Consider the following 25,204-nt stretch of genomic DNA (forward strand, 5'->3'; position numbering starts at 1 on the left):
CCTCCTATGTTTTTTTAGATTCCGTCGCCGTACAGCCCTTCGAGGAGCGGGAAGCGGCGTTTCTCCGTCCGTTCAATCTGAACGATCCGGCCTTTCTGGATGACGATGACCACCTCGCCGTAGCGGAGTCCGCCGACGGCTTCGATGATGCGCCGGCGAAAAGACGATGACGTCTGTCCCTGCGCCGGCGCGAATTTTACTTCCGTCGTTTCTGGTTTCGCTCCCTTGCTCCCTTCGTCAGCGTCAAAGCGTATCTTCTCCAGTTTGTTCATCTGGATGATGTGGGCGTCTTGAAGCACCAGGGTCACCGTACCGAAGGTCATGGCGCGAATCTCCTTTTCAATCCGCGCCAGCACCTCTTGCGGGAGCACCGGCGATTCCTGGGCGTTCCTCAGTTCGCCTTGTTTCACCACACCTATACCCCCCACCCCAATCTTTACTAATCCGACTACATTGCTTTGATTTAAGGTGAGTATAGGACGGGCAGGAATTCCTTGTCAATAGGAATGTCTTTCTAGACGTGATTATCCTTCCTGGAAGAGGGGCGTGCTCAGATACCGTTCCCCTGTATCGGGCAAGACGGCAACGATGAGCTTGCCGGCGTTTTCCGGTCGTTTGGCGATCTGAATCGCCGCATAGGCGGCCGCGCCCGAAGAGATCCCGACCAGGATGCCCTCTTCGCGGGCGATGCGACGGCTCGTTTCAAAGGCCTCTTCATTGCGGACCTTGAAGATTTCGTCGGCAACCTCCAGATTCAGAACCTGGGGAACAAAGCCCGGTCCGATCCCCTGAATCTTATGCGGACCCGGTTGGCCGCCTGAGAGCACAGGCGAGTCAAAGGGCTCCACGGCAACGACCTGGATACCGGGTTTGCGCGCCTTCAGCGCTTCGCCCACACCGGTGACGGTGCCGCCGGTGCCGACGCCTCCGACGAGGATATCCACTTTTCCATCCGTATCGGCCCAGATCTCTTCGGCCGTCGTCGCCCGGTGAATTTTCGGGTTCGCCGGGTTGTTGAACTGCTGTGGAATGAAGGCGTTGGGGATCTGGGCAGCCAGTTCTTCAGCCCGGCGCACAGCGCCTTTCATCCCCTCCGTGCCGGGGGTAAGGACCAGTTCGGCGCCGTAGGCCTTGAGCAGGTTTCGGCGCTCAATGCTGAAGGTCTCCGGCATGGTCAGGATCACCCGGTAGCCGAGGGCGGCCGCCACGAAGGAGAGGGCGATGCCGGTGTTGCCGCTGGTCGGTTCGATGATCACGGAGTCTTTATGAAGCAACCCTTTTTCTTCGGCGTCTTTGATCATGGCGTAGCCGATGCGGTCTTTCACACTGCCGCCGGGATTGAAATACTCCAATTTGGCGACGACATCCCCTTCCAGCCCCTCAGCGACGCGGTTCAACCGCACCAAGGGGGTTTTGCCGATCAGTTCGGTGATGTTGTTGGCGATTTTGGCCATGGAAAGCATCCTCCTTATCGTTCTTAAACATTCTTATTTTCCTTCGTTCCCATTGCTTGCTTTCGTTTCTGTTCGACTTTTATTGCGATTATTGCGATGTGCGAAGTACAGAGAAAGATACCCTTACGCGTTCATCGGTTTTTCTCTATCAACCCATTCGTCGGTCTGCCCGGCCGGCATGAACTGCCTCGCTCTCGCGAACCGGGAAATTGAGATACAGTCCATACCACTCCCCCTTATCTAGACAAAAAGAGGCCAAGGGTTTCGATCACTCTTTTGATCGAAGCGCCTCGGCCTCCGGTCTATCCGGTCAGCGTCGGTTAATTCCGAGTTTTTCGATTTACATTTATGATATTAAAGCCTAGTTGGATATCTGTCAATCCGTTTTTTTCTATGTTCCGCAAGTATTTTTCCTTCGGACTTATGACGCCAATGCCTGTGTCAGATCGTTGAGCAGGTCGCTGATGTTTTCAATCCCAACAGACAGCCGCAACAGGCGGTCGGTGACGCCGCAGCGCCGGCGGATCTCTTCGGGGATGTCGCCATGAGTCTGACGGGAGGGAAAGGTAAGCAGCGATTCGACGCCACCGAGGCTTTCCGCAAAGGCGATCAGGCGAATTCGCGAAAGCACCTGCGGAATGTTGCCGGCGTCATGGAGGGAAAAGGAGATCATGGCGCCTGGACCGGCGGCCTGCTGAAAATGAATGTCCCGGCCGGGGTGGTTGTCAAGGCCGATAAAGTAGACCTGTTCAACGGCGGGGTGTTGTTCCAGCCAACAGGCGATGGCGCTGGCGTTTTCCTGGGCGCGGTCAAGGCGCAGGCCCAGCGTCTTCATCCCCCGCAGGAGCAGCCATGAATCGAAGGGGCCGAGGATGGCGCCGGCAGCGTTTTGATAGAATGCGAGCCGCTCGCCGAGGTCCTCGTCGGCAGCGACGACCAGACCGGCCACCACGTCGTTGTGACCGCCCAGGTACTTGGTGCCGCTGTGAACGACAATATGGGCGCCCAACTCGATGGGTCGCTGCAGGTAAGGGCTCATGAAGGTGTTGTCGACGATCAGCAGGAGGTCATGGCAATCACAGATCCGCCGGATGGCCTGCAGGTCTGTGATCTTCATCGTCGGATTGGTCGGCGTTTCGATCAGGATGGCCTTCGTACAGTCTCTGACTGCGGCGTTCACTTGCTCGAGATCGCTCGTGTCGACAAAGTCCGCCTCGACGCCCCAGGGACGAAATACCTGCTCCAGCAGCCGGTAGGTCCCGCCATAGAGGTCTTCACAGAGGATCAGATGGTCGCCAGGCCGGAAGAGGGACAGCACAGCCGTCAACGCAGCCAAGCCGGAAGCGAAAGCCAACCCGCGCCGTCCCCCCTCCAACCGGGCGATCTGTTCTTCCAGCACCTGCCGCGTCGGGTTGCCCGAGCGGCTGTAATCAAAGCCAGTGCTTTCTCCCAGGGCGGGATGCTGAAAGGTGGCCGTTTGGTAAATGGGAAAACTGACGGCGCCTGTGCCGGTGTCTTTGCCGTTGCCCCCTTGGGCCAATAACGTGTCGATGCGCATCTGCAAAACTCCTCCCATTTCATCATGATTTCCTCTGTGCCTTCTGTCTGTTTTGGTTTCTGACCGTCAAAACAAGAAACGGTCTCCTCTGAAAGAGAAGACCGTCAACAGCCACAGGGCAAGTCTTATCTTTCAGGGTTTCCCCTGCAGGAATTGGCACCATGCAGGTATGCCTGCTGGTTGCCGGGCTTCATCGGGCCAGTCCCTCCACCAACTCTTGATAAGAGCGTCTTGATTCAATTGTTCCCGGCGCGAACCGGATTGACTATACATTACTCGGAATGGACGGTGATCGTCAAGCGTTTTTTTCGCCAATTGAACAAATACTTTTTTTGCGAAAAACCTTCCTTTCCTTGACAGGATCCGCCACCCCTTCTATCATGGAGTCTAGCAAATATAAGATAATCCGACTAATATAGTAGGTTTTTGTGAGGAGCGTGGTTTTCCATGGAAAAAATCGCCCAGGACGTGTCCGCCTTGATCGGAAATACCCCGATGGTTCGACTGCGCCGGATCGTGGCTTCATCGCATGCTGGAGAGACCGCCCATGGCAACGCGAAAGCGGGACGGGCAAAATCCCCTGCCGGTAGCGATAGCGGCGATGCGGCAGAGATCGTCGCTAAGCTGGAAACCTTCAACCCCGGCGGCAGTGTAAAGGATCGCATCGGCCTCAGCATGATTCAGGACGCCGAAAAACGGGGCTTGCTGAAACCGGGAGCGGTCATTGTGGAACCGACAAGCGGCAACACCGGCGTCGCCCTGGCCATGGTCGCCGCCGTCCGCGGGTATCGATTGATCCTGACCATGCCGGAGACGATGAGCGTTGAACGGCGAAACCTGCTAAAAGCCTTCGGCGCTGAGCTGGTGTTGACGCCAGGCGCCGAGGGGATGCGCGGCGCCGTCGAAAGGGCGGAACAGATTGTCAAGAATACCCCCGGCGCGTTCATGCCCCAACAGTTCGCCAACCCGGCCAACCCGGCCACACACGAGGTTACGACCGCTGCGGAGATCTGGCAGGACACGAATGGACGGGTGGATATCTTCATCGCCGGCGTCGGCAGCGGCGGCACCATCACCGGTACGGCCAAAGGGCTGAAACAGCGGAACCCCAACCTCCATGTCATCGCCGTTGAACCGGCGACCTCGGCCGTCTTGTCGGGCGGCAAACCGGGACCCCATGGGATTCAAGGCATCGGCGCCGGTTTCATCCCTGATGTCTACGACAGCCGCCTGATCGACGAGGTCTTCCCTGTGTCCGATTCGGACGCCATTGCCACCAGCCGCCGTTTGGCCCGGGAGGAAGGATTGCTCGTGGGCATCTCCGCCGGCGCCGCCGCCTTCGCGGCGATCCAAGCGGCGAAGCGACCGGAGAACCGCGGCAAGCGCATCGTCGTGCTCCTGCCGGATACGGGAGAGCGCTATCTGAGCACGGCGCTGTTTTCGGAAGTTTAAGAAAGTAAAACAATCATTTTCCGTTGACTTTGGGGCCTGGCTCCCCTAATGTAAAGAAGAATGAATAGTTGGGGGAATTGCCATGGAAAACCTGTATCTTGTAGCAGTCATTCTCGGTATTGTGGAAGGTCTTACCGAATTCCTCCCCGTGTCATCGACGGGGCACATGATTCTTGTCGGCAGTCTCCTCGGTTTTGAGGGAGATAAGGCGGCCACCTTTGAGGTCTTTATCCAGCTGGGCGCGATCCTGGCTGTGCTTGTCCTCTACCGGGATCGTTTCCTGAACCTGATTCTGAACCTCTTCGCTGACGGAATCCGCTTTGACGACCGGGGATTCAACATCTGGCATGTGGCCATCGCGATGGCGCCAGCCTGTGTGCTCGGTTTCCTGCTGCACAAACCGATCAAGACCTACCTCTTTTCCGACAAGACGGTCGTCATCGGTCTCATTGCGGGCGGCATCCTGCTGTTGGCGGCCAACTGGATTGAGCCTCGTCGCCGGGTCGATGACCTGGACCGGATCAACTTTCGCCAGGCGCTGTTCGTCGGCCTGATGCAATGTCTCGCCCTCTGGCCCGGGTTTTCCCGCTCCGGCGCCACCATCGCCGGCGGTATGCTGTCAGGGATGACCTCTGCCGTCGCCGCCGAATTTTCCTTCATCGTCGCTGTGCCGATGATGGTGGCAGCGACCGGCTATGACATGCTGAAATCCTACCAAAACCTGAGCGTCGGCGATCTGCCGCTCTTCGCCATCGGCTTTGTCGTGTCCTTCGTCGTCGCCTGGGCAGCCATCGTTTGGTTTTTGAAACTGCTGAACCGGATCGGTCTGGCCCCTTTCGCCTATTACCGTTTTGTCGCGGCCCTGCTCTATTTTGTCGTGGTGATCCTCTAACAGGCGACCCTCTTCCTGATCGCCTTGATCCGTCTCTAGAGAAGGTACATAAAAGAAGAAAAAGGGCGGGTCGCTTGTTTGAGCGGCCGGCCCTTTTTTCTGTCCTATCACAATTTCTTTTAGCTGTAATCCTTAGAAATCTCCGGGATCGAGTCGATCTCTTGGAGCCCGCTGATGCCGTCAAACTCCTGAATCTCATCAACAGCCTCGGGGTCCCCCTGCGAATTTTGCAACCCGCTTTTTTCATCGACGGCGGCTGCCGGTTCCCCGGTCTTTCCGGCTGGCGATTTTGGACGCAGCGGCATGGCTCTCCAACCTCCTTTTCCTTGCGAGGTTAGTATCACCTTCCATGGCGTTCCTATCACCAGCCGGTTCGACTTTCCTCGGACTGCCGCCAATCTTCGTGTTCCTTGTAAGTGTTGATCACGTGGTTTTTGCGATCAACCGGTTCAATCGTTCGAGGACGGCGTCGGAGTTTTTCTCCAGTTCGGCGAGCATCCGCTGGGCCCCTTCACGATCCCCGGCGCCGAAGGCGTCGGCCGCTTTCAGGGCGAACTCATGGACGCGGGCATGAGGGCCGTCCAAGGCAACGAAGTCAGGATCATTCCGGAAGGGGTTGTCATCGGTAAAATACCATTTGCCCAAGCGGCAGTGGTGATGAGAGGTCACTTCCTCCGGGTTGACCTGTTCGTAGCCTTTGAGCATGTTCTGGATCCGGATCTTCCAGAGCAAATGGTCGGACTTTGCCTTTTCCAGGAGTTCTGCCGCGCCCAGAGCGCCGGCATCGGGCAACTTGAACTTCTGCACGGCGCCGGCCAGTTCGATGGCCATAGCGCTCGCCTCTTCTGTCGCTGCTGCGATCGTCTCCATGCCGGATGATGTCTCTTCCGTCGCCGCCGCCACCGATTCGGCCAGTTCCGCCGTCCCTTCAACGACGGTGGCGATGGAATCGATCAGGCCGATGATGCGATCGGAACTGGCCACTTCCTCATTGGTCAATGTGACGATGCCGTCGACCGCCTTTTCCGTCTCCTGAACAGCCTGAAGGATCCGATATAAGGCCTCGCCCGCTTCTTGAACCACCGCGGCGCCTCGTTCCGCCTCACTGTGGCTCTGCTGGGTAGCGGTCACCGCAGCAGCGGCGCTCTCCAGAACCTTGCCCACCAGTTCTGCCACCTCGCCGGCGCCCCGGTTGGATTCCTCGGCGAGTTTGCGCACCTCGTCGGCAACAACGGCAAAGCCGCGACCGGCATCACCGGCCCGGGCCGCCTCGATGGCCGCATTGAGGGCCAACAGATTTGTCTGGGCGGCAATGGCCGTGATCGTCTCCGTCATCCGGTTGATTTCGCGGGAGTAGCGATCCAATTCTGCCATCATCGCTTCGGCCTCGTTTGTCTTGTCTTTGATCGCCGTCATATGATCGATGCTTTTGGCGACCGTCTCACTTCCCCGCTCCGCCGCCGTCAGGGTCAGCCGGGAGTTGTCTGCGGCGATGGCTGCCTGGTTCTTGGCCAGTTGGATCAAGGAGGACAGTTCCAGCAGCACTTCGGACGCGTCCAAGGCCGCCTCCGTTCCTCTCTCGGCGTTCTCGGCGACCTCTTGGATATTGCGAGCCACATCCTGGACGGCGGTCATCACCTGCTGGGCCGATGACGCCATCTCTTCCGAACTGGCCGCCATCTCCTCAGCCGATTTGCGAACCATGCCGACGATCTCCGTCTGACGCCGGATCATCAGATTGAAACCGGCCACCGATTGACCGATCTCATCGGTCGAGTGAACAGCTCCATGAACCGTCAAGTCGCCAGCGCCGGCTCGGGCCATCAGGTCCTGCAGCTCCACGAGCGGGCGCGCCAAACGGCGAGCGAACCAGATGCCGATGATCCCTGCCAGCAACAGCACAACCAAAGAGGAGAGAAAGATCCGTCCGGCGATCGACTGCTTCACCGCTGTCAAGGCGGCCTTTTCCTTCGCCGTCCCCACCATGCCGATGATCGTTCCATCAGCGCCGATCAGCGGCGCATAGCCTGTGATGTAATCACCGTCAAGATCCTTGTTCTCCCCGATATAGGGCTTGCCTTCGTTAAAAATGCTCTTGACGATGGTATCTGCTGTGACTTGTCCGGCTGTGATCCGCTGTCCCCTTTTGTCGACAATGGACGTCGCGACGCGCTCCTGACCGAGGAAGAGGCTGAACTCTGCGCCAAACATCCCTTTCGCCTTGTCGACAATCTCGTTTCTGCTGACCACATAACCGGTCGACAGAACACCGATCAATTGTCCCTGATCGTAAATGGGTGCGCCGGCTCGAACGGACAGGCGAACCGTCTTGCCCTGTTCGATGCCGGTGAAGGTCTTTCCTTCGAGGGCGCGGGCCACGTTGATCTGGTTGGCGATGTTGTCATCCCCTTTGGGCGCCTTGTCCGGTTCATGGGTCCGGATGATCGCGTTCCCTTTGGCATCGGTAATGACAAGGTAGTCGAGGTTGCCTTTTTGCATCAGCGGCGCTGTCACCTGTAACAAGGCCGCAAAATCGCGGTTTTTTGTGCCCGCAATAATTCCAGGGTGGGTGGCGAGATTGTTGGCGTGGGCTAACGCCTCGGTCTTATAATTCTCAAGCAGGCTTTCAAATCCAGACAGATTTTTCTCGGTCTGGCGGGCAAAATCCCCTTCAAAGGCTTGGCTCGTCGTCATTAACGATGAAAGAGCGACAACCGTCGTGGTGATCAGGAGAACGCCCACGATGACGAGAATCAACTTCGTTTGGATACTTCGAAACAACGGCATCTTGTTCCTCCTCCTCAATCTGTCGAGCACTATTGCTTCTCTGTCACAAAGCATCATCATCGATAAGAAAAACCCTATCTGAATCAGTTACTATCTTACCGCCCTTTCCCAGGAGTGGCAACGCATATGTCGTCAAAGGCAAAAATAAACCCCTGGGACGCGCCGTAAAAAGCGAACCAGGGGTGATTTGCAGCTATATTGAATTTTTTTGTCATTATATTGCAGAATGAAAAAGGGATATGCCGCAGGAAACCGTCCCATGGGTCACGACGGGTTCACCGGGAGCCCCAGATCGAGAAGCATCTGGATATCCTCAGCCACCGTCCGCCCGCTCGTCGTCAGGTAGCTGCCGACGAGCGCGGCGTCGGCGCCGGCCATGAAGCAGAGCGATTGCAGGTTGCGCAACGCCCCCTCGCGGCCACCGGCCATGCGGGCACGAGCGGACGGCAGCATCAGGCGATAGATGGCGATCGATTTGAGGATTTCCAGCGGGGCGATGACGGGCTGTTCTTCCAGCGGCGTCCCGGCGATGGGATTGAGGATGTTGACCGGCGCTGACTGGACGCCCAATCCCCGCAGTTCCAGGGCCATGTCGATGCGGTCTTCCATCGTCTCTCCCAGGGAGAAGATGCCCCCCGAACAGACGGCCATCCCGGCGGCTTGGGCGGCCAGAATGGTGGCGATCCGCTCATCGTAGCTGTGGGTGGTGCAGATCTGCGGAAAAAACCGCCGTGATGTCTCCAGGTTGTGATGGTACATGGTGACGCCCGTTGCGGCCAACCGGCGCAGTTGTTCCTCCTGTAAGATGCCCAGGGAGGCGCAGAGGCCGAGCTTCGTTTCCCGGCGGAGCCGCTCGTAGATGGCCAGCACCGGCTCCAGCTCAGCGTCATCCATCCCCCGTCCACTGGTGACCAGGGAAAAACGATGGGCGCCTTCCGCCTCCATCGCTTTGGCCCGGGCAACAATCGCGTCAGGTTCCATCAGGTCATAGGTCTCCACGCAGGACGGATGGTGGGCCGACTGGGCGCAAAAGCGGCAATCCTCCGAACAGGCGCCCGATTTGGCGTTGACGATGGAACAGAGGTCCACATGACCGGCGCCGAACCGATCCCGTACTCGGCGCGCCAGATCCATCAGCCCATAGATCTCGTTGCCTTCGATTGCGGCGAGTTTCAGGGCGGTGTCCCGATCCAGGGCCTCGCCGGCGAAGAGGATGGCTTCTGCCTGATTGATGATCCCTTGCATATTTGATCGTCCTTTCTATCGAAACTTGTTGTTTTGGCGCTTTCATTGCTTGCTTTTTTTCACAGGCGCTTCGTTGAATCAACGGTCACGCAAAAACTTGGAATCGGGCGCTCCGTGAACATGGGGCGCCCGATTGTAAACCGATTATGTTCTTGCTTGTCGACAAAATGATTATACGTCTCTCCCTTTTCCCTGTCTATCCTTTCTCATCTGAATCGGTTCCTTCAAAAGTCCTGTCTTTTCTGCAAGGGGCCTCTTTTCCCCTACTTGCGCCATGTAATTTTTCTTGTTACCCTTGATCTAAATACCGCGTACACGGGACGCTGTGATTTCTCGCGTTGTTTCTTTGAAAAAAGGGGGGAGTGTCCTTGTTGATTCACCCCGACATCCTGCTTTTTTTGACTCAGCGGATGACCATCGTCATCACCATTTCCTTCTTGCTCTCCCGTCAACCGGCCGTCCGCCGTTTTTTTGCCAACGGGACGACGACCCGCGAGGATGTGTACCGGTTGATCGTCATCTTCGGCGGTCTCTCCATCATCGGCACCTATGCCGCCATCCCCATCGACGGCGCGTTGGCCAACTCACGGGTCATCGGACCGGTGCTGGCGGGTCTGCTCGGCGGGCCGCTGGCCGGTTTCGGCGCCGGTTTGATCGGCGGTGTTCACCGCTTCGCCATGGGCGGCTTTACCGCCTTGGCCTGCGCCATCTCGACCATCGCGGAAGGCCTGTTGGCCGGCCTGATTCGTCGCTACCACCCCGAGGCCTTAAACGGCATGGGCGCGCTGATCACCGGTTTGATGGCGGAAACATTGCAGATGCTGATCATCCTGGCTGTGGCGCGGCCTTTTGAGGACGCCGTCCTGCTGGTGAGTCACATCGCCCTTCCGATGATCACCGTCAATGCCGTCGGCATCGCCGTCTCGGTGATGCTCATCCAGGATATCCGCGCCCAGGAGGAACAAGCGGGCGCGCTGGAAGCCCAAAAATCGCTGCGCATCGCCAACATCACACTGCCCTTGCTTCGCCGGGGCCTCAACGAGTCGTCGGCCCAGGCGGTCGCCCAGGTTGTCAAAGAGATGACCGACCTCGATGCGGTTGCCTTGACCGACCGGGAAAAGATCCTGGCCCATGTGGGTCTCGGCGCCGACCATCACCTGGCTGGGCAACCGTTCCTGACGCGGGCCACTGAGGAGGCGCTCCAGACAGGCGGTCCAGTCATCGCTTCCTCGCAGGACGAGATCCAGTGCGCTCACCTGGACTGTCCCCTCCATGCGGCCGTGATCGTCCCCCTGGTGAGCAAGGACATGCCCCTGGGGACGCTCAAACTCTACCGGACCAAAGAGGTTGGCATTGTCGATGAGGAACTGGCCAAAGGTTTGGCCCACCTGTTTTCGACCCAACTGGAAATCGCCGAGTTGGAGCAGCAGGCTCGCCTGGCGGCGACAGCGGAGATTCGCGCGCTCCAGGCCCAGATCAACCCGCACTTTCTCTTTAACGCCCTCAACACAGTGGCCTCTTACGTGCGCACTCATCCGGAAACGGCGCGCAACCTCTTGATTCAACTGGGCGATTTTTTCCGCAAAAACCTCCGCGAGCCCTCGCAATTCGTTTCCTTGCGGGAAGAACTGGCTCATATTGAATCCTATCTCGCCCTCGAACAAGCCCGCTTTGAAGACCGCTTGCAGGTCATCCATGACATCGACCCGGGCGCATTGTCCTGCCCCATTCCCCCGTTGCTGTTGCAACCGCTGGTGGAAAACGCCCTTCGCCATGGCCTCCTCCCGCTGCGCGATGGCGGTTCGGTCACCATCCGAGCCCGCCGCCAGGCCGACGACCACATCGATATCTCTGTAGAAGATGACGGTGTGGGCATGACACCGGAAAAGGTGGCTCAACTGTTGGTTCGCAACGGAGCAACCGCTGGCGCCGCATCGGGCGGCATCGGTTTGCGCAACGTCCACGAGCGCTTGTGCAGCATCTACGGCCCCGACTACGGACTGCGCATCGAGTCGAAACCCGGCCTGGGCACCATCTGCGCCCTGCGCATCCCCGATAAGGACATCTCTCTGTTAATGGCCAGCTAGGCCGGTCAGGAGGGAATTCCATGCTCATCCGCGCCTTTATCGTCGATGATGAAGCCCCGTCCCGCCGTGAACTGCGCTTTTTATTGGAAAAGCTTCCCGACTGTCGTATCGTCGGCGAGGCGTGCGGCGGCGAGGAAGCCCTGGAGATCTTGGCCGATCTCCCTGTGGACGTGCTCTTTCTCGACATCCAGATGCACGACATCGATGGCCTGTCAGTGGCCCGCAGTCTTTTAGAACAAAACCGGCTGCCCCTTGTCGTCTTCGCCACCGCCTTTGACGCCTATGCCCTCCAAGCCTTCGAGGTGCGCGCCCTTGATTACATCCTCAAGCCCTTCCACCCCGAGCGCCTAGAAGCGACGTGGCAGCGGGTGCGCGATCGTCTGGGACAGCAAACCGGTCTGGAAGCGCACCTCACCGAATTGAAAGCCCTGTTGCTCAGCCGGGAACCCCTCCCTTCAGCCGGCGCCAGGCTGAATCCTCTGCAAAATGAACGGCCCGGGCTATCGCCCTTCGACTCGACCGGCGAATCTTTCGGAAAAGCATCAGGGGAGGCGCAAAGGGGACTTTCCCCGGCGTGGACGGAGGAATCGGACGCCCTGTCGACAGCAGAAACGGGCGGCAGCGGCGGCGTCGCCGGCCAAGAGCGACACCGCCCCTTTGACCGCGTCGCCGCGAACAAGGAAGGCAAACTGCTCCTCGTCGATGTGGCGGACATCCTCTACGCCACCGTGGAGGGGCGCAAAGCCTTGATCAAGGTGGACGGCGAATTCCTGGAATTGAACCTGACCTTGCAGGAACTGGAGGATCGCCTCGACGCCGATCGCTTCTGCCGAACCCACCGGGCTTTTCTCGTCAACCTGGCGGCCATCCGAGAGATCGTTCCCTGGTTCAACGGCGCCTACAACCTGCTTCTCCAGGACAAGAGCGAGGTTCCCGTCAGCCGCCACTACGCGCGGCAATTGAAAGACCTGCTGGGGCTGTAACGGCCCTTTCCGCAGAAAGCTGTAGCCATTCCCATTGCCTCTGTCATTCATGCAAAAAAGCGTGCATCTGATGCGCGCTTTTTTTCCTTTCATGCAGCTTTTCTGTTCATTTGTGATTGCGCTCACTAAACTGATAGGTAACCGGACTTTATCACATCCCTATTTTCGCTTCAAAAGGAGGAAGGTCTCATGAACGCATTGACACTCATCATCGCCACGGCCTGTATCCTCGTGATCGCCTACCGCTTTTACGGCGGCTTCGTGGCCTCCAAGGTGCTGGCCCTCGACCCGGCCCGCCAGACGCCGGCCCACGAACTGAACAACGGTTCTGACTATGTGCCCATGAACAAATGGGTCGCCTTCGGCCACCACTTCGCCGCCATCGCCGCCGCCGGGCCTCTCGTCGGCCCCATCCTGGCGGCCCAGTTCGGATACCTGCCCGGCGTCCTCTGGCTGCTCATCGGCGGTGTTCTCGGCGGCGCCGTCCACGACATGGTCGTTCTCTTCGCCTCTGTCCGCCATAAGGGCAGTTCCCTCTCTGATATCGCCAAGGAAGAGATCGGCCCCATCGCCGGTTTTGCCGTCGGCCTGGCCATCCTCTTCACCATCACCATCACCATGGCCGGCCTCTCTCTCGTCGTCGTCCACGCCTTGAAGGAAAACCCCTGGGGCACCTTCACCGTGGGCATGACCATCCCCATCGCCATGATCATCGGCCTGATCATCAAAGCTCGCCCGGACAAGCTTCGTGAAGCGACTGTCCTCGGCATGGCCCTGATCATCGCCGCTGTCGCCTTCGGCCCTTATATCAAAGGCACCGCGATCGGCCACTTCTTCACCCTCTCAGAAACAGGCGTCAAACTGGCCCTGCCCATCTACGCCTTCTTCGCCGCCGCCCTGCCCGTCTGGTTCCTCCTGGCCCCCCGGGATTACCTCTCCTCCTACATGAAGATCGGCACCATCGGCGCATTGGCGCTGGGCATCATCTTCGTCAACCCGCAACTGCACATGCCGGCCATCACTGACTTTGTCAACGGCGGCGGCCCGATCATCAAAGGTCCCGTCTGGCCCTTCGTCTCCATCACCATCGCCTGCGGCGCCATCTCCGGCTTCCACGCCATGGTCGGCTCCGGCACGACGCCCAAGATGATCGACAATGAACGGGATATCCAACTGGTCGGTTTCGGCGGCATGCTGATGGAGACCTTCGTCGGCATGATGGCCCTCATCGCCGCCTGCGTGCTCATGCCTGGCGACTACTTCGCCATCAACGCCGCCCCGGCGGTCTTCGCCAAACTGAACATCCCTGTCGTCAACCTGCCGGAACTGTCCCAGATGGTCGGTATGGATCTGGCCGGACGGACCGGCGGCGCCGTCTCCCTGGCTGTCGGCATGGCCTACGTCTTCTCCGCCCTCCCCGGCATGAAAGGTCTCATGGCGTACTGGTACAACTTCGCCATCCTCTTTGAAGCCGTCTTCATCCTCACCGCCATCGACGCAGGCACCCGCGTGGCCCGTTACATCGTCCAGGACTTCTTCGGCCAGGTCTTCCCGAAACTGAAAGACAACGACTGGACACCAGGCGTTGTCGGCGTCTCGGTCGTCGTCTGCTTCCTCTGGGGTTACCTGCTCTATGGCGGCGACATCGCCACCGTCTGGCCCCTCTTCGGCGTCTCCAACCAGCTTCTCGCCTCGCTGGCCCTGGCCATCGGCACCAGCCTGATCCTCCGCAAGACAGGCAAAGTCCTCTACGGCCTGGTCACGGCGATTCCCATGGTCTACCTCTTCGCCTCCGTTATGACCGCCGGTTACTGGACCATCGTCAACCAGTACCTGCCGGCCAACAACATGATGAACACGGTCCTCTCGTCGATCATGATGGGCCTCTCCGTTGTCGTCATGGGCGACGCATTGATCAAGTGGTACTCCATCATCAAGGAGCATCCGAAGGCGAGAGCGAAGGAAGCGGCCAAGTCGATGTAAGGTTGTTTCCGAAAAAACTGCAAAAAAAAGAGCCGCTGATCATGATCAACGGCTCCTTTTTTTTACGACTAGCGCTACATCTCCAACCCGATATTGACCTCGATCCTCCCGAAGGACGTCTCCACCGGCACGGCGATCGTCTCGACAGAACTGATGATGAAGTAGATGTCCTGACCGAAGATGATCGAGGGGGGCGTGATGTCATAGGTGGCGGTTCCGCCGGAGAGCAACGCCTGCACATTGGCGGTGATGGCGTTGCCGGTGATCATGTTGGCCATCTCGCCGATGGCGCTGCGGGCGATGCTGTCGATCTCCTCGACCGGCATGCCGTACATCATGGCTGAGACGATCTTTTTCGCCGTCTCCGACGAGAGCGAATAGGCCACGTTACCTCGCAGGTTGCCGACCAAGCCGAGCACGGCGGTCACATCCATGTCCACATGCATGGTCTCTTTCTGTTCCGGTGCGCCCCGGCGGATGTCGGTGGCGCCGAACTGGCCCAAGACGTTTTCCAGGGCGTCCAAAAACGGGACGATATGCTTATCTTGCATCAGTCGCTCCTCCTATCGGCGCCCTAGGCCTTGCTGATGGCCATGCTGGCCTTCAGTCTTCCATGCGCGGTTTTAAAGTTGACAGAGATGGACGCGATCTTGGGGATGGCGATGATCACGTCGTTGCCGGCAAAAACGATGGGCGGCGCCAACCGCAGGCTCAGGCTGTATTCATTGTTCAATTGGGTGATGGCGTTGCCGGAGATGATGTTGTTCATCTCCGAAACAGAAGCCAACACCATGTGATCCTTGACGGAATCATATTCGCCGCCGATGAGGGTCTTCGCGACATGCAAGGCCAGGTCGCTGTCGAGATCGAGCAGAAAGCGGCCTTTCACCTTGCCGGCGAAGGTGAGGATGGAGGTGACGCCAAGGGAACGGATTTCATCGCTGTCCTGCGCCGGGCCCGATTCGATCTCCACGTCGATGTCCGCCATCTGCCGGAAGATGTTGACGACCGCGTCGGAAAAGGGTTTGGTCATGCGTTGATCCATGGTTCTTCCCCCTTTTATACCACCTTGGCGATGGCGCTGATGATTTTATAATCGTCGAAGGGCTTCTGGAGGAAAATATCGACGCCCAACTCCTTGGCCTGTTTGACGATCTCTTCATCGCCCATGGCGCTGAGCATGATGATGCGCGCCTCGGGGCTCTCCGTCTTGATGGCTCTCGCCGCTTCAATCCCATCCATAACAGGCATGGTGATGTCCATAAAGACCAGATCGGGGGAAAGCTCCCGATACAGTTCAACGCCCACTTTGCCGTTCATGGCATCGCCGGCGACTTCATAGCCATGCTTTTCCAGGGTTTTGCGGAGCAGGTTGTGAATCAACGGGGAATCGTCGACAAGCAGGATCTTTTTAGTCATGGTTCTCCCTCCAAATATGCGATTTCCAGGATGAGGTTCACGTCGCCGGCGAAGACACGCAGGCACCGGTCAGCTGCCTTGTTTTTATATAAGGTATATCGGTTCTGCCCCACCATGACGAAGGGTAGGGTGATCCGGTAGTGTTCATCTGTTCCCACGAGACCGGACTTGCCGCTCCCAGCGATAATGTTGATCAGTTCGGCCACCCCGTCGGCCAAGTCCTCTTCGGACAACTCCTCCGGCGCAAGACCGGTCATCTGGGAGACGGTGAGTGTTGCCGCTTCGCGCGACAGTCCAATGGCGACCATGGCCGTTCGTCGTCCGATGATCATCATGGCGCCGGTAAAATCGCAGGCGGGGCGCTCTCCGGTGGGACAGGCCGCTGCTTCCACCGCCAGTCCCGCCATCGTATGTAGCACTTCCATAACGGCGCCGGTCAGGGAATCGCGCAGGCTGTTTATAGCTCTCCCCTCCCCAGGCACTCGATGATTTTCTTCAGCAGCTCTTCCATCGTAAACGGTTTGACCAGGTAGTGAATGGCGCCGGCCCGGATGGCGCGGACAATGTTTTCCCGCTCTCCCTCGGTGGTCACCATCATCACGGGGATGTGCTTATATCGGGGATGATGCTTGATGGTCTGAAGAAACTCCCAGCCATTCATCCCTGGCATGTTCCAATCCAACAGGATCAGATCCATGTCGGGATGCGCTTCGAGAATCGCCAGCGCTTCCGCTCCTTCCGACGCTTCCAAGAGGTCGCAGTCGAGCACCTCGGCGGCGCCGCGGATGATTTTCCGGATAATCGCGGAGTCATCGACTGATAAGAATTTCATCATGGCTCCCTCTTGACGAGATAGTAAATTCCACCTTGATGCTCATGTCGTTGGTAGTGCTCGCCATAGCCGGTGAAAATCTCGGAACCGCCCAGGAAGAGCGCCCCGCCGGTGCGCAACTGATCGGCCATCCGCCGGAAGATGTCACGCTTCAATGGCTCGGAAAAGTAAATGGCGACGTAACGGCAAAAGATGACGTCAAAGCACCCCAGCCCTTGATAGGCATCCTGCAGGTTAAACCGTTCAAATCGGACAGCCCTGCGGATCCGGTCGTCGATCGACCAGACACGCCCCTCTTTTTGAAAGTAACGCTCCTTATGGCCGGCATCAAGGCCGCGCAGGATGGAGATGCTGTCGTATTTGCCGGCCCGGGCCACCTGCAATACGGCCGGAGAGATATCGGTGGCGACGATCTCGAATTGATCGAGGGTGATACCGGCGATGGCCTTGTCCTTGAGGTACCGATCAATGCACATGGCCGTCGAGTAAGCTTCCTGCCCTGTTGAGGCGGCGGCGCTCCAGAGACGGATGCGCAAGCGCTTCCCTGTGCGCAATTCCTGAATAAAGCGGGGCATGAAGATCTCTTCAAGAATGCGCCAGGGCGTCTTGTCGCGAAACCACATGGTCTCATTCGTCGTGATCGCGTCGATCACCTTTTCGGTCATGGAACGATCACGGCTTTTGTAAAGGAAATGGTAAAACTCTTCAAAGTCCCGTGCGCCCGATTCAGCCAGCAGTTTGCCCAACCGGCCTTCGATCAGGTAGGCTTTGTCATCATCGATGTGGATGCCGCACTCCCGCTCAATATACTGCTGCATTGAGCGAAAGCCTTTCCTATCCTGCAACATGCTCATGGGCTAGACTCCCCCCGAAACGATGCGAACGACGCGGGCGGAGATATCGGGCAGGTCAACCACTTCATCGGCCAGTCCCGCTTCCGCAACGCTGCGCGGCATGCCGTAGACAACACAGGTTTTTTCGCTCTGGACAAGACAGTAGCAGTCACAGTGCTTTTTCAGTTCCGCCACGCCGCCCATGCCGTCGCTTCCCATCCCCGTCAGCACAATCGCCAAGACACGTTGCCGCGCCCATTCGCGGGCCAAGGAGGCGAAGAGAACATCGGCGGCAGGACGGACGCCGTGAACGGGCGGTCCCTTATCCAATCGGATCACTTTTTCCTTCCCCTGGGAGGCGACAGCCATATGGCACCCGCCGGGCGCGATCAGGATCCGGCCCGGCGCGATCGCCTCCCCCTCCCGTGCTTCTGCCACCGGGATGGCGCATTTCCGGCTCAGCGTGTGGGCCAGGATGCGAGTAAAATCGGCCGGCATGTGCTGGACCACCAGGATCGGCTTGGCGAAGGAAGGCGGCAACGGGAAAAGAACTTGCTCCAATGCCACCGGGCCGCCCGTGGAGGAGGCGATGACCACCAGATCGACGCCGGTCAACCGCTTCCGTTTCGACGGCTGGGCGATCCCTGTTTCCTCTTCCGGAGGAAGGGGGGCTTTTCGTTGCGCCCAAAGCTGGGCAGGGGGTTGCGGCGGCGCTTGCGGCCTCGTTGAAACCGGCGGCGCCGGCGCCCGTGAACTCATCACCAGTTTCCCCATGTGAATCTGGGTGAACAGGGCCTGCAGTTGAGACTTGAGCCGCTCCGTGCTCTTCTCGGCATCTGTCTCAGGCGGTTTCGCGACGACATCGAGCACGCCGGCGCCGGAATCCTGCGTCGTCGCCAAATCGGAACCGTCACCGCCGATCATGATGACGGGCAGTTGGGGGTACTCCCTGCGGATCCGCGCCAACGTGGCCGGGCCGTCCAATTCCGGCATCGATTCGTCCAGGAGCACCACATCAATCCAGTGCTGTTTCAACCGTTCCAGGGCAAGCAGACCGTTGGAGGCTGTGCATTCGACAGTGGCCAAGCCGGTGCTCTCGACTGCAAGGGCGAGCATCTTGCGGTACACCAGGGTGTCTTCAGCGATGAGAACCTTCAGCTTTTCCAAAGGGCGCTCCTTTATGTTCAAATCTTAAACTGCTTGACAAGGGCTTCCATGGCCTGGGACATTTCCGACAGCTCTTGGGCGGAACCGCTTGTCGATTCAGCGCCTGTGGCGGTCTCCCCGGCGGCCATGCTGATCTCTTGAATGCTCTGGGTGATCTCGTTGGCGCCTTTTGACACCTCGATGGCGGAACGAGCCACTTCGCTGACTTTTTCCGAAGCGGTTTCCGTGTTGTGGGCCACCTCGTTCGATGCGCCGGCCAGTTCCTGGGCGGAACGGGCGATCTCTTGGACGCCTTTTGACGCCTCGTTGCCGCTGCGGGCGGCATGTTGGGCGTTGAGCGCCAAATCGCCGATCTCACGGGTAATGGCGTTGACCCGCTCCGCCGCCGCCACGATGGACTTGGAGATCTCGCCGGTGATCGATGACTGTTCCGTCACGGCAGAGGCGATCGTGTTGGTGATGTCCATGATCTCCCGGACGACCTGGGTGATCGCCTCGACGGCTTTGACGGCGCCGGACATATTGTCCTGCATGGCTTCGATCTGCTGGCTGATCTCATCGGTGGCCTCGGCTGTCTGTTTGGCCAGTTCCTTGACCTCGTTGGCGACGACAGCGAATCCGCGGCCTGCCTCGCCGGCGCCGGCGGCCTCGATGGCGGCGTTCAGGGCCAGCATGTTCGTCTGTTCGGCGATATCGTTGATCACATTGATGATTTTGCCGATCTGTTTCGACGAGTTGTTCAACTTGCTGATGATCACATTGGTCTCACGCGCCTTCTCACCGGCGTCGCCGGTGATGTCCTTCGACCGCTCACAGCTGCGGCTGACTTCATGGAGGGAGATGTTGATCTCCTTTACGGCGGTGGCGACGCTGTTGACGGCGCCGGAGACGTCCGTGGCCGAATGGGACACATTGTTGATCCCGTTCGAAATCTGATCGACCACTTCGCTCACCTGTTCGACACTGGCCGAGATCTCTTCGGAGGCGGCCGCCAGATTGCGGACAGTGCCTGACATCTCCTCTACGGCAGACGCGATGACATTGATGTTGCGGCTGACGTCGCTGGCAGCGTTGGCCGTCCCGTCGATGCTTGTTGAGATCTGGGTGGCGGCGGCGCTGGCGATGCTGGTCTTGGCGCTCATCTCTTGACTGGTGGCGGCCATGGTGGTGGCTGTGTTCAGCAGGCCCTCAGAAGACTTGCTCAAGGCCAGGGAGTTCTGATAGATATCGCCGATCATGGCTTGAAAGCGACCAAGCAGTTCATTGAAGGAGCCCGTCAGTTGTCCCATCTCATCCTTCGACAAGGTCTCACCACGAACGGTCAAATCGCCTTGCTCGGCCTTCGCCATCAAACCCTGGAGTTGTTGGATCGGCCGGGTGATCAGACGAGACACATAGAGCCCCAGCGCTACTGCCAGCACTATGCCGAGGGCGGCCAGGGCCAGCATCAACCTGGTCGCTTGCTCCCCATCGACTTGGTTGACGTCGGCCTTCTTCTTGCCCTGTTCCACCTTCAGATCCATGATCTTGTTGACAGTGTCGTCCACATCTTTGACGAGTAGGGCGCCTTCCCCGTAGATCAGGGCAATCGCCTGGTCGTCATGACCGGACGCAGACAGTTGCATGATCCGCTCATACATGGGCTGCCAACGGTCGAGGGCCTGATGGAGTTTTTGCGTTTCTCCTTTGACCGCTTCCTCTTTGGCTGTCTTTTCAAACTCTGCTAAACTGGCGCTCAACTGTCTGTTCAGATCTTTGAGTTTGTCTTCGCTGCGCCGCTTTTCTAGGGGATCCTTGAGGATGATGTAGTTTCGCATCTCCACACGGGTGCGCTGGAATAAAATCGCCGTGTCGGCGATGTCATGCAGGGGTTCTGTATTCATCAGATACAAGTCCATATCGGCCTGACTCAGATCATGCACCTTTAGATAGCCCTGGATGCCGATCATGCCGGCGATACAGGCGATGACGATAAAACTGCCCACCAGTTTCGTCCCGATTCGCAGGTTTTGAAACCATTGCATGAAGTTGTTCACGCCCCTTTCATCTTCCCTCTTGGTTGCGATGAATCTCTATAGCTGATAGATCACATCCGGATCCAACACCATCAACAATTCGTTGGGCAACTTGACCACTTTCTTGACGAAGCCGGTTAAATCACCGTCCATGTTCGCCGGCGGTTGTTCCGCCTCGTTCGGATCGATATCGACGACCGAGCCGGGGCGGTCAATGGGGAAACCAATCAGGTCGGGCAGATCGGGCTGCGGTTTTAAGACGACGCATACAAAGCGTTCCTGCTCCTCTTCGGCGCCGATCCTCAACAGACGGGCCAAATGGAGCAGTGTGACGACCTGGCCGCGCATGTTAAAGAGCCCGACGATATGGGCCGGTGAATCGGGAATCGGGGTGCACTCCACGTTGCGCTGGATCTCCTTGACGGTGTGGATATCCAACCCAAAGAGCGACCCGTTCAGGTAAAAGGTGAGCACTTTTCCGCTCATAAGGCCTCCCTTTTTCGCGTGAGGACCTTCTCCAGCGTGTCGAGCATCCTCTCTTTATCGAGTTTGGATTCGTAATCATCGAATCCGGCTTCCTTCCCCTGGCGGCGACTCCCTTCATCGGTCATCGATGTCAGGGCGATCACCGGGAGATGGGCCAGCCGCTTATCGGCTCGGATGCGCCGCACCAGCTCAAAGCCATCCATCACCGGCATCTGGATGTCCGAGATGACCACATCAACGGACTCGTCGTCGAGGATCCTGAGCGCTTCTTTGCCGTTGCTCGCAGAAAGGACGCGAAAGCCGGCCCATTCTAAGTAATTCTTTTCCATCCGGCTGAAAAATGGCGTATCCTCGGCCAGCAGGACGGTCCGCTGTTGTCCGCTTCCTTGCCGTCCCTCGGCGACAGCGTAGTGTTCCGGCGCCGCCATCTCGAAGAGCTCGAAGATATTGACGACCAGGACGATCCGGTTTTGCAGGATGGTCGAGCCGATGATCCCTTTGGCCCGGATGTTCTCTTGGTTGAAACGGATCCGTGTCTGTACGATGTCGTGGATGCGATGAATCAGGATGCCCATGGGGTAGCGAACCAGTTTGGGGATGAGCACATAGAGCTTTTCCGGCCGCTGCCCCCCATCTTGAACCGGGAGGTACTGTTGCGGCTGAATGACCCGCAGGGAATCTCCCCGGAACTGGATGAACTCTTTGTCGCCGATCCGCTCGATCTGGCGCGCCTGGATCGGCTCAATGCGGGCGATCATGGCGAGATCGATGCTAAAGGTTTCCGGACCGGCGCACTGGAAGAGCAACAGGTTCTGCACCTCCGCCATTTCAGCGGCGGCCAGTTCCTCATCATCCCGCGGCGGCGGCTCTTCGGTAAAACGCAGGTTCGCCTTGGCGGCGATGCCATCGGGGTCAAGGATCATGGCTGTCTTGCCATCGCCCAGGATGGTCACACCGGAATAGCAGGCGCAATCGCCCAGATGGCGCGGCAACGGCTTGACCAGGATCTCCTCACCGTCATGGATCCGGTCCACAGCGAGCCCGTACCGTTTGGCGCCGATCTTCAGCACCAGGACGCGGACGACGGCGCTCGTGTCGATGGCGCCGGGGCGCAAGCCCAAGACCTGCCCGAGGTGGATGACAGGCAGCAGGCGCCCGCGCAAGCGAAGCACCTGGGCGTCATGGAAGCGCTCGATCTTTCGATTGGCATCGCCCGGTTTGATCCGCACCATTTCCTGCAGGTTCGTCTGGGGAAGGGCGAACTTCTGACCGGCCACTTCGACAATCAGCGAGGGAATGATGGCCAAGGTGAGGGGCAAGGTCAACCGGAAAGTGGTTCCCCGCTCCGGTTGGGTGAAGATATCGATGCTGCCGCCGAGACGTTCGATGTTGGTCTTGACCACATCCATGCCGACGCCGCGGCCCGACACATCGGTGATCTGTTCGGCCGTGGAGAAACCGGGCAAAAAGAGCAGCTTGAGCGTCTCCCCTTCCGCCAGGCCTTCCGCCTCGCGGGCTTTGATCAACCCCTTTTCCACCGCCTTGGCCCGAATCTTCTCCGCCCGGATGCCGCCGCCGTCGTCAGCGATGTCGATATTGACGCGGCCGCCTTCGTGGTAGGCTTTCAGCAGGATCCTCCCTAGCTTCGGCTTGCCGAGGGCTTCCCGTTTTTCCGGCGACTCAATGCCATGATCGGCCGCATTGCGCACCAGATGGGTCAGGGGATCGGCGAGGGCTTCGATGATGGACTTGTCGAGTTCCACCTCTGTCCCTTCCATGTGCAGTTCCATGTCCTTGCCGAGCTTTTTGGAGAGTTCGCGGATGATGCGCGGGAATTTATTAAATATTTTTGCAATTGGCTGCATACGGGTCTGCATGATCTTTTCCTGCAGTTCTGTGGTGATGTTATCAATGTTCTGCAGGATGCCGCTGAGGCCGGCGATCTGTTTGCGGTGGCCCTCAAGGCAGCGCAGCAGTTGATTGCGGCCCAGAACCATCTCACTGGCCAGGTTGAGCAGGTCGTTGAGCAGGGAGACATGGACGCGCACCGTATCGTCGGCGATAACCGCCGCTTTTTTAACAGCGTCGGCCGCTTCGTCGACGACACAGGCCATCGCCTGCGGCGGCGGCGTGTCGTTGCCGGTCTGTGCAAGGACTGGGGCTTTCACGGGCATTTTCTGATCTGTCGCCAAGGAGTCCCCACTGCCGTTGTTTGCGATCAGGTCTGCCGTGTGTGGTCGATCAGACGGACGGGCAGCCTTCGTTCCTGCCGCCGGTACGCTTTCCCGAAGGATCTGGGCCAGTTCCTCCGGCTTCAAGTTCACATCCAGTTCCTCGATGTGCTCTTCCGGGATATCGAGAGCGAGGGCGATCAGTTTTTTCTCCAACACCGTCGTGAACAAGAAAACACAGTTGAGCCCGGCTTCGAGAAAATCGTCAAGGCCGCCGACATCGCTGATGTCCGTATAGGAGTCGATGATCTGCCCGATGGACGAGATCTTGCGAAAAAAAACGACCGGCGAGACACTGGCGCTGACGTTTTCCACCAGATTGAGCCGGATCTTGTACAGGCGATGGCCGTGTTTCAAGGCGTCTGTGATGACCGTCTTCTCTACCTCTTCCAGCAGCACCTCATTCTGGCTGGCATCGGTGACGACGATGGGCGGCGACGGCTCAGCGGGCGGGTGATCCCCCGCTTTTTGCAGGGCCTCCAGCGCTCTCACATGGAGCGTAATGTCCGCCGACTCGCTATTTTCCACATCAGCGACCATGCACTTCAGACAGTCGTTGGCCGCCAACAGCACATCAACCGTATGGCCGCCAATGGTCAGTTTGCCGTTGCGGGCGTCGCCGAGCAGGTTTTCCATGATATGGGTGAGTTCGACGATGTTGCACAACGCAAAAAACCCGGCTGTCCCCTTGATGCTGTGAACGGCCCGGAAGATACCATGAATGGTGTCCCGTTCCTCCCGGCCCTCGCCGAGTAAAAGGAGACCGTTTTCCACTGTCTCCAGATGGGATGCGGCCTCCTCGACAAACTCTTTGATAAATTCAAGATTCTGCACTGGCCGTTCTCTCCTTATCCGGCTGCGGACATGTCAAAAATCTTGTCCAGTTTCATGAGCCGGAACAACCCCAGGAGATCTTGATTCAGACCGGTAAGTTTGAATGTTTTCCCGGTGCTGCACGTTGATTTATACAGACCGATGATAAAAGAAATGCCGGTAGAATCGATATACTGGACCCGGGTCAAATCCATAACAAGTTGGTTATACTCTTCATGCTCAGCCACGCGACGCTTTGCTTCATCGACGATCTCCTTTGCCCGGTTGGCGGTGAGATCGGCGTCCAGCAAGAGGATCAACCGGTCAGCGTCGTTTTCAAACCGCATCGAACCCCATCCTCCCCTTCTCGTATCTACGACTTTATTCGGAATGCACAGCGCCCTGCTGAGGCCGATCCAGATCGTTCCAGGCCAAATGCGCCTCCACATGGTTTCCGGTGACCGTAATGGAAAAGCCCATCAGTCCGATGATCTCGAGACCGCGGTTCCTTTCCCGCATCAGGTCTTGCAGCACCTCATCATCAACGGCGTTCTCCAGACAGAAACCTGCTCCCTCATCCCACACATCCAGGCAAACCTGCTGTTCGGAAATGGCAAGCCGGCAGGTCACCTGCTTGGCAGGGTCCATCTGGTTTCCATGTTCAACAGCGTTGTTGAGCAGTTCCCGAAGGGCGAAGTCAACGGCAAAAAGCTGTTTCCCGTTGAAGTTCGGCCCCTTTTCCCGGATGTCTGTCATCACCGCTTTGATCGAGCGATCGACCGCTTCAAAGGTCGATTCGGTTGTGAAGGAATAATTCAATCCGGGTACGCCCCCTTGGACCGTGGGCTTGCGGCTGAAGCCGTAATCTCACAGTCTGTTGTCCTATTTCCATTATAGTCAGTGCAAAAGTCACGTACAATGACCTCAAAGGGCGAAAGAGGACAAAGTGTAAACTTTGTAGGAGAAA

At 58.3% G+C, this 25,204-nt stretch carries 23 protein-coding genes and 1 riboswitch; of the genes, 5 read left to right on the forward strand and 18 right to left on the reverse strand.

The annotated features are described in order from the left end of the window. Window positions 1-14: 14 nt before the first annotated feature. The 3 genes from GTO89_RS17150 to GTO89_RS05985 all read right to left on the reverse strand — a co-directional run bounded on the left by GTO89_RS17150 (window position 15) and on the right by GTO89_RS05985 (window position 3,012). Window positions 15-413, reverse strand: a complete 399-nt coding sequence (locus GTO89_RS17150) for a YezD family protein (protein ID WP_161261149.1) — start codon at window positions 411-413, stop codon at window positions 15-17. A 111-nt stretch (window positions 414-524) separates the two neighbouring features. Continuing rightward, a complete protein-coding gene (gene cysK, locus GTO89_RS05980) occupies window positions 525-1,454 on the reverse strand; it encodes a cysteine synthase A (RefSeq protein WP_161261150.1) in 930 nt (309 codons plus the stop codon). Between the two features lie 421 nt (window positions 1,455-1,875). Further along, a complete protein-coding gene (locus GTO89_RS05985) occupies window positions 1,876-3,012 on the reverse strand; it encodes a trans-sulfuration enzyme family protein (RefSeq protein WP_161261151.1) in 1,137 nt (378 codons plus the stop codon). Window positions 3,013-3,134: 122 nt separating this feature from the next. Then, a riboswitch (SAM riboswitch) is annotated at window positions 3,135-3,239 on the reverse strand. A 220-nt stretch (window positions 3,240-3,459) separates the two neighbouring features. On the opposite strand from GTO89_RS05985, the gene cysK (GTO89_RS05990) reads away from it, so the two are divergent. Both cysK (GTO89_RS05990) and GTO89_RS05995 read left to right on the forward strand, forming a co-directional pair. Further along, on the forward strand, window positions 3,460-4,464 hold the full coding sequence (gene cysK, locus GTO89_RS05990) for a cysteine synthase A (RefSeq protein WP_161261152.1): 1,005 nt from the start codon (window positions 3,460-3,462) through the stop codon (window positions 4,462-4,464). Between the two features lie 82 nt (window positions 4,465-4,546). After that, window positions 4,547-5,356 carry an undecaprenyl-diphosphate phosphatase gene (locus GTO89_RS05995; RefSeq protein ID WP_161261153.1) on the forward strand — a complete coding sequence of 270 codons (810 nt, stop codon included), beginning with the start codon at window positions 4,547-4,549 and terminating at the stop codon, window positions 5,354-5,356. Between the two features lie 119 nt (window positions 5,357-5,475). On the opposite strand, the gene GTO89_RS06000 is transcribed toward GTO89_RS05995, so the two are convergent. From GTO89_RS06000 to bioB, 3 genes are all read right to left on the reverse strand, one after another. Continuing rightward, on the reverse strand, window positions 5,476-5,661 hold the full coding sequence (locus GTO89_RS06000; protein ID WP_161261154.1) for a hypothetical protein: 186 nt from the start codon (window positions 5,659-5,661) through the stop codon (window positions 5,476-5,478). A 118-nt stretch (window positions 5,662-5,779) separates the two neighbouring features. Next, window positions 5,780-8,143 carry a methyl-accepting chemotaxis protein gene (locus GTO89_RS06005; protein ID WP_161261155.1) on the reverse strand — a complete coding sequence of 788 codons (2,364 nt, stop codon included), beginning with the start codon at window positions 8,141-8,143 and terminating at the stop codon, window positions 5,780-5,782. A 264-nt stretch (window positions 8,144-8,407) separates the two neighbouring features. Further along, complete coding sequence (bioB, locus tag GTO89_RS06010) at window positions 8,408-9,388, reverse strand: biotin synthase BioB (RefSeq protein WP_161261156.1); 981 nt, start codon at window positions 9,386-9,388, stop codon at window positions 8,408-8,410. A 362-nt stretch (window positions 9,389-9,750) separates the two neighbouring features. On the opposite strand from bioB, the gene GTO89_RS06015 reads away from it, so the two are divergent. From GTO89_RS06015 to GTO89_RS06025, 3 genes are all read left to right on the forward strand, one after another. Beyond that, window positions 9,751-11,475, forward strand: a complete 1,725-nt coding sequence (locus GTO89_RS06015; RefSeq protein WP_328793872.1) for a sensor histidine kinase — start codon at window positions 9,751-9,753, stop codon at window positions 11,473-11,475. A 20-nt stretch (window positions 11,476-11,495) separates the two neighbouring features. Further along, entirely contained in the window at window positions 11,496-12,458 is a 963-nt protein-coding gene (locus GTO89_RS06020; RefSeq protein WP_161261158.1) for a LytR/AlgR family response regulator transcription factor, read from the forward strand. 189 nt (window positions 12,459-12,647) lie between these two features. Beyond that, complete coding sequence (locus tag GTO89_RS06025) at window positions 12,648-14,441, forward strand: carbon starvation CstA family protein (RefSeq protein WP_161261159.1); 1,794 nt, start codon at window positions 12,648-12,650, stop codon at window positions 14,439-14,441. A 74-nt stretch (window positions 14,442-14,515) separates the two neighbouring features. On the opposite strand, the gene GTO89_RS06030 is transcribed toward GTO89_RS06025, so the two are convergent. From GTO89_RS06030 to GTO89_RS06085, 12 genes are read right to left on the reverse strand one after another with little or no spacing between them, the layout of a single operon-like run. Beyond that, window positions 14,516-14,992 (reverse strand): chemotaxis protein CheX, encoded by a 477-nt coding sequence (locus GTO89_RS06030; protein ID WP_161261160.1) that lies wholly within the window; start codon window positions 14,990-14,992, stop codon window positions 14,516-14,518. A 23-nt stretch (window positions 14,993-15,015) separates the two neighbouring features. Then, a complete protein-coding gene (locus GTO89_RS06035) occupies window positions 15,016-15,486 on the reverse strand; it encodes a chemotaxis protein CheX (RefSeq protein WP_161261161.1) in 471 nt (156 codons plus the stop codon). A 14-nt stretch (window positions 15,487-15,500) separates the two neighbouring features. Further along, on the reverse strand, window positions 15,501-15,860 hold the full coding sequence (locus GTO89_RS06040) for a response regulator (RefSeq protein WP_161261162.1): 360 nt from the start codon (window positions 15,858-15,860) through the stop codon (window positions 15,501-15,503). Then, window positions 15,857-16,267: a chemotaxis protein CheX gene (locus GTO89_RS06045; RefSeq protein ID WP_161261163.1), complete on the reverse strand. Its 411-nt coding sequence runs from the start codon at window positions 16,265-16,267 to the stop codon at window positions 15,857-15,859. Before GTO89_RS06045 ends, GTO89_RS06040 begins: the two co-directional genes overlap by 4 nt. Before the next feature lie 50 nt (window positions 16,268-16,317). Further along, window positions 16,318-16,692, reverse strand: coding sequence for a response regulator (locus tag GTO89_RS06050; protein WP_161261164.1), 375 nt, complete (start codon window positions 16,690-16,692; stop codon window positions 16,318-16,320). Further along, a complete protein-coding gene (locus GTO89_RS06055; protein WP_161261165.1) occupies window positions 16,692-17,546 on the reverse strand; it encodes a CheR family methyltransferase in 855 nt (284 codons plus the stop codon). Before GTO89_RS06055 ends, GTO89_RS06050 begins: the two co-directional genes overlap by 1 nt. Before the next feature lie 3 nt (window positions 17,547-17,549). Then, the gene (gene cheB / locus GTO89_RS06060; protein WP_161261166.1) at window positions 17,550-18,692 is read right to left on the reverse strand and encodes a chemotaxis-specific protein-glutamate methyltransferase CheB; all 1,143 of its coding nucleotides are present in this window, start codon (window positions 18,690-18,692) and stop codon (window positions 17,550-17,552) included. A 17-nt stretch (window positions 18,693-18,709) separates the two neighbouring features. After that, window positions 18,710-20,728, reverse strand: a complete 2,019-nt coding sequence (locus GTO89_RS06065; RefSeq protein WP_161261167.1) for a methyl-accepting chemotaxis protein — start codon at window positions 20,726-20,728, stop codon at window positions 18,710-18,712. Between the two features lie 36 nt (window positions 20,729-20,764). Next, a complete protein-coding gene (locus GTO89_RS06070; protein ID WP_161261168.1) occupies window positions 20,765-21,193 on the reverse strand; it encodes a chemotaxis protein CheW in 429 nt (142 codons plus the stop codon). Then, window positions 21,190-24,258, reverse strand: coding sequence for a hybrid sensor histidine kinase/response regulator (locus GTO89_RS06075; RefSeq protein ID WP_161261169.1), 3,069 nt, complete (start codon window positions 24,256-24,258; stop codon window positions 21,190-21,192). The genes GTO89_RS06070 and GTO89_RS06075 overlap by 4 nt, the downstream gene beginning before the upstream one ends. Window positions 24,259-24,272: 14 nt before the next feature. Beyond that, window positions 24,273-24,584, reverse strand: a complete 312-nt coding sequence (locus tag GTO89_RS06080) for an STAS domain-containing protein (protein WP_161261170.1) — start codon at window positions 24,582-24,584, stop codon at window positions 24,273-24,275. A gap of 34 nt (window positions 24,585-24,618) precedes the next feature. Further along, entirely contained in the window at window positions 24,619-25,056 is a 438-nt protein-coding gene (locus tag GTO89_RS06085; protein ID WP_161261171.1) for an ATP-binding protein, read from the reverse strand. Window positions 25,057-25,204 lie beyond the last annotated feature (148 nt).

It is taken from the genome of Heliomicrobium gestii, from assembly GCF_009877435.1.
Lineage (GTDB): Bacteria > Bacillota > Desulfitobacteriia > Heliobacteriales > Heliobacteriaceae > Heliomicrobium > Heliomicrobium gestii.

Coding starts and splice junctions, on each gene's coding strand:
- cysK (WP_161261150.1), bottom strand. CDS start 1,454: ATGGCCAAAATCGCCAACAACATCACCGAACTGATCGGCAAAACCCCC.
- GTO89_RS06070 (WP_161261168.1), bottom strand. CDS start 21,193: ATGAGCGGAAAAGTGCTCACCTTTTACCTGAACGGGTCGCTCTTTGGG.
- GTO89_RS06080 (WP_161261170.1), bottom strand. CDS start 24,584: ATGCGGTTTGAAAACGACGCTGACCGGTTGATCCTCTTGCTGGACGCC.
- GTO89_RS06005 (WP_161261155.1), bottom strand. CDS start 8,143: ATGCCGTTGTTTCGAAGTATCCAAACGAAGTTGATTCTCGTCATCGTG.
- GTO89_RS06035 (WP_161261161.1), bottom strand. CDS start 15,486: ATGGATCAACGCATGACCAAACCCTTTTCCGACGCGGTCGTCAACATC.
- GTO89_RS06040 (WP_161261162.1), bottom strand. CDS start 15,860: ATGACTAAAAAGATCCTGCTTGTCGACGATTCCCCGTTGATTCACAAC.
- GTO89_RS06050 (WP_161261164.1), bottom strand. CDS start 16,692: ATGAAATTCTTATCAGTCGATGACTCCGCGATTATCCGGAAAATCATC.
- GTO89_RS06025 (WP_161261159.1), top strand. CDS start 12,648: ATGAACGCATTGACACTCATCATCGCCACGGCCTGTATCCTCGTGATC.
- bioB (WP_161261156.1), bottom strand. CDS start 9,388: ATGCAAGGGATCATCAATCAGGCAGAAGCCATCCTCTTCGCCGGCGAG.
- GTO89_RS06055 (WP_161261165.1), bottom strand. CDS start 17,546: ATGAGCATGTTGCAGGATAGGAAAGGCTTTCGCTCAATGCAGCAGTAT.
- GTO89_RS06000 (WP_161261154.1), bottom strand. CDS start 5,661: ATGCCGCTGCGTCCAAAATCGCCAGCCGGAAAGACCGGGGAACCGGCA.
- GTO89_RS05995 (WP_161261153.1), top strand. CDS start 4,547: ATGGAAAACCTGTATCTTGTAGCAGTCATTCTCGGTATTGTGGAAGGT.
- GTO89_RS06030 (WP_161261160.1), bottom strand. CDS start 14,992: ATGCAAGATAAGCATATCGTCCCGTTTTTGGACGCCCTGGAAAACGTC.
- GTO89_RS05985 (WP_161261151.1), bottom strand. CDS start 3,012: ATGCGCATCGACACGTTATTGGCCCAAGGGGGCAACGGCAAAGACACC.
- cysK (WP_161261152.1), top strand. CDS start 3,460: ATGGAAAAAATCGCCCAGGACGTGTCCGCCTTGATCGGAAATACCCCG.
- GTO89_RS06045 (WP_161261163.1), bottom strand. CDS start 16,267: ATGGCGGGACTGGCGGTGGAAGCAGCGGCCTGTCCCACCGGAGAGCGC.
- GTO89_RS06020 (WP_161261158.1), top strand. CDS start 11,496: ATGCTCATCCGCGCCTTTATCGTCGATGATGAAGCCCCGTCCCGCCGT.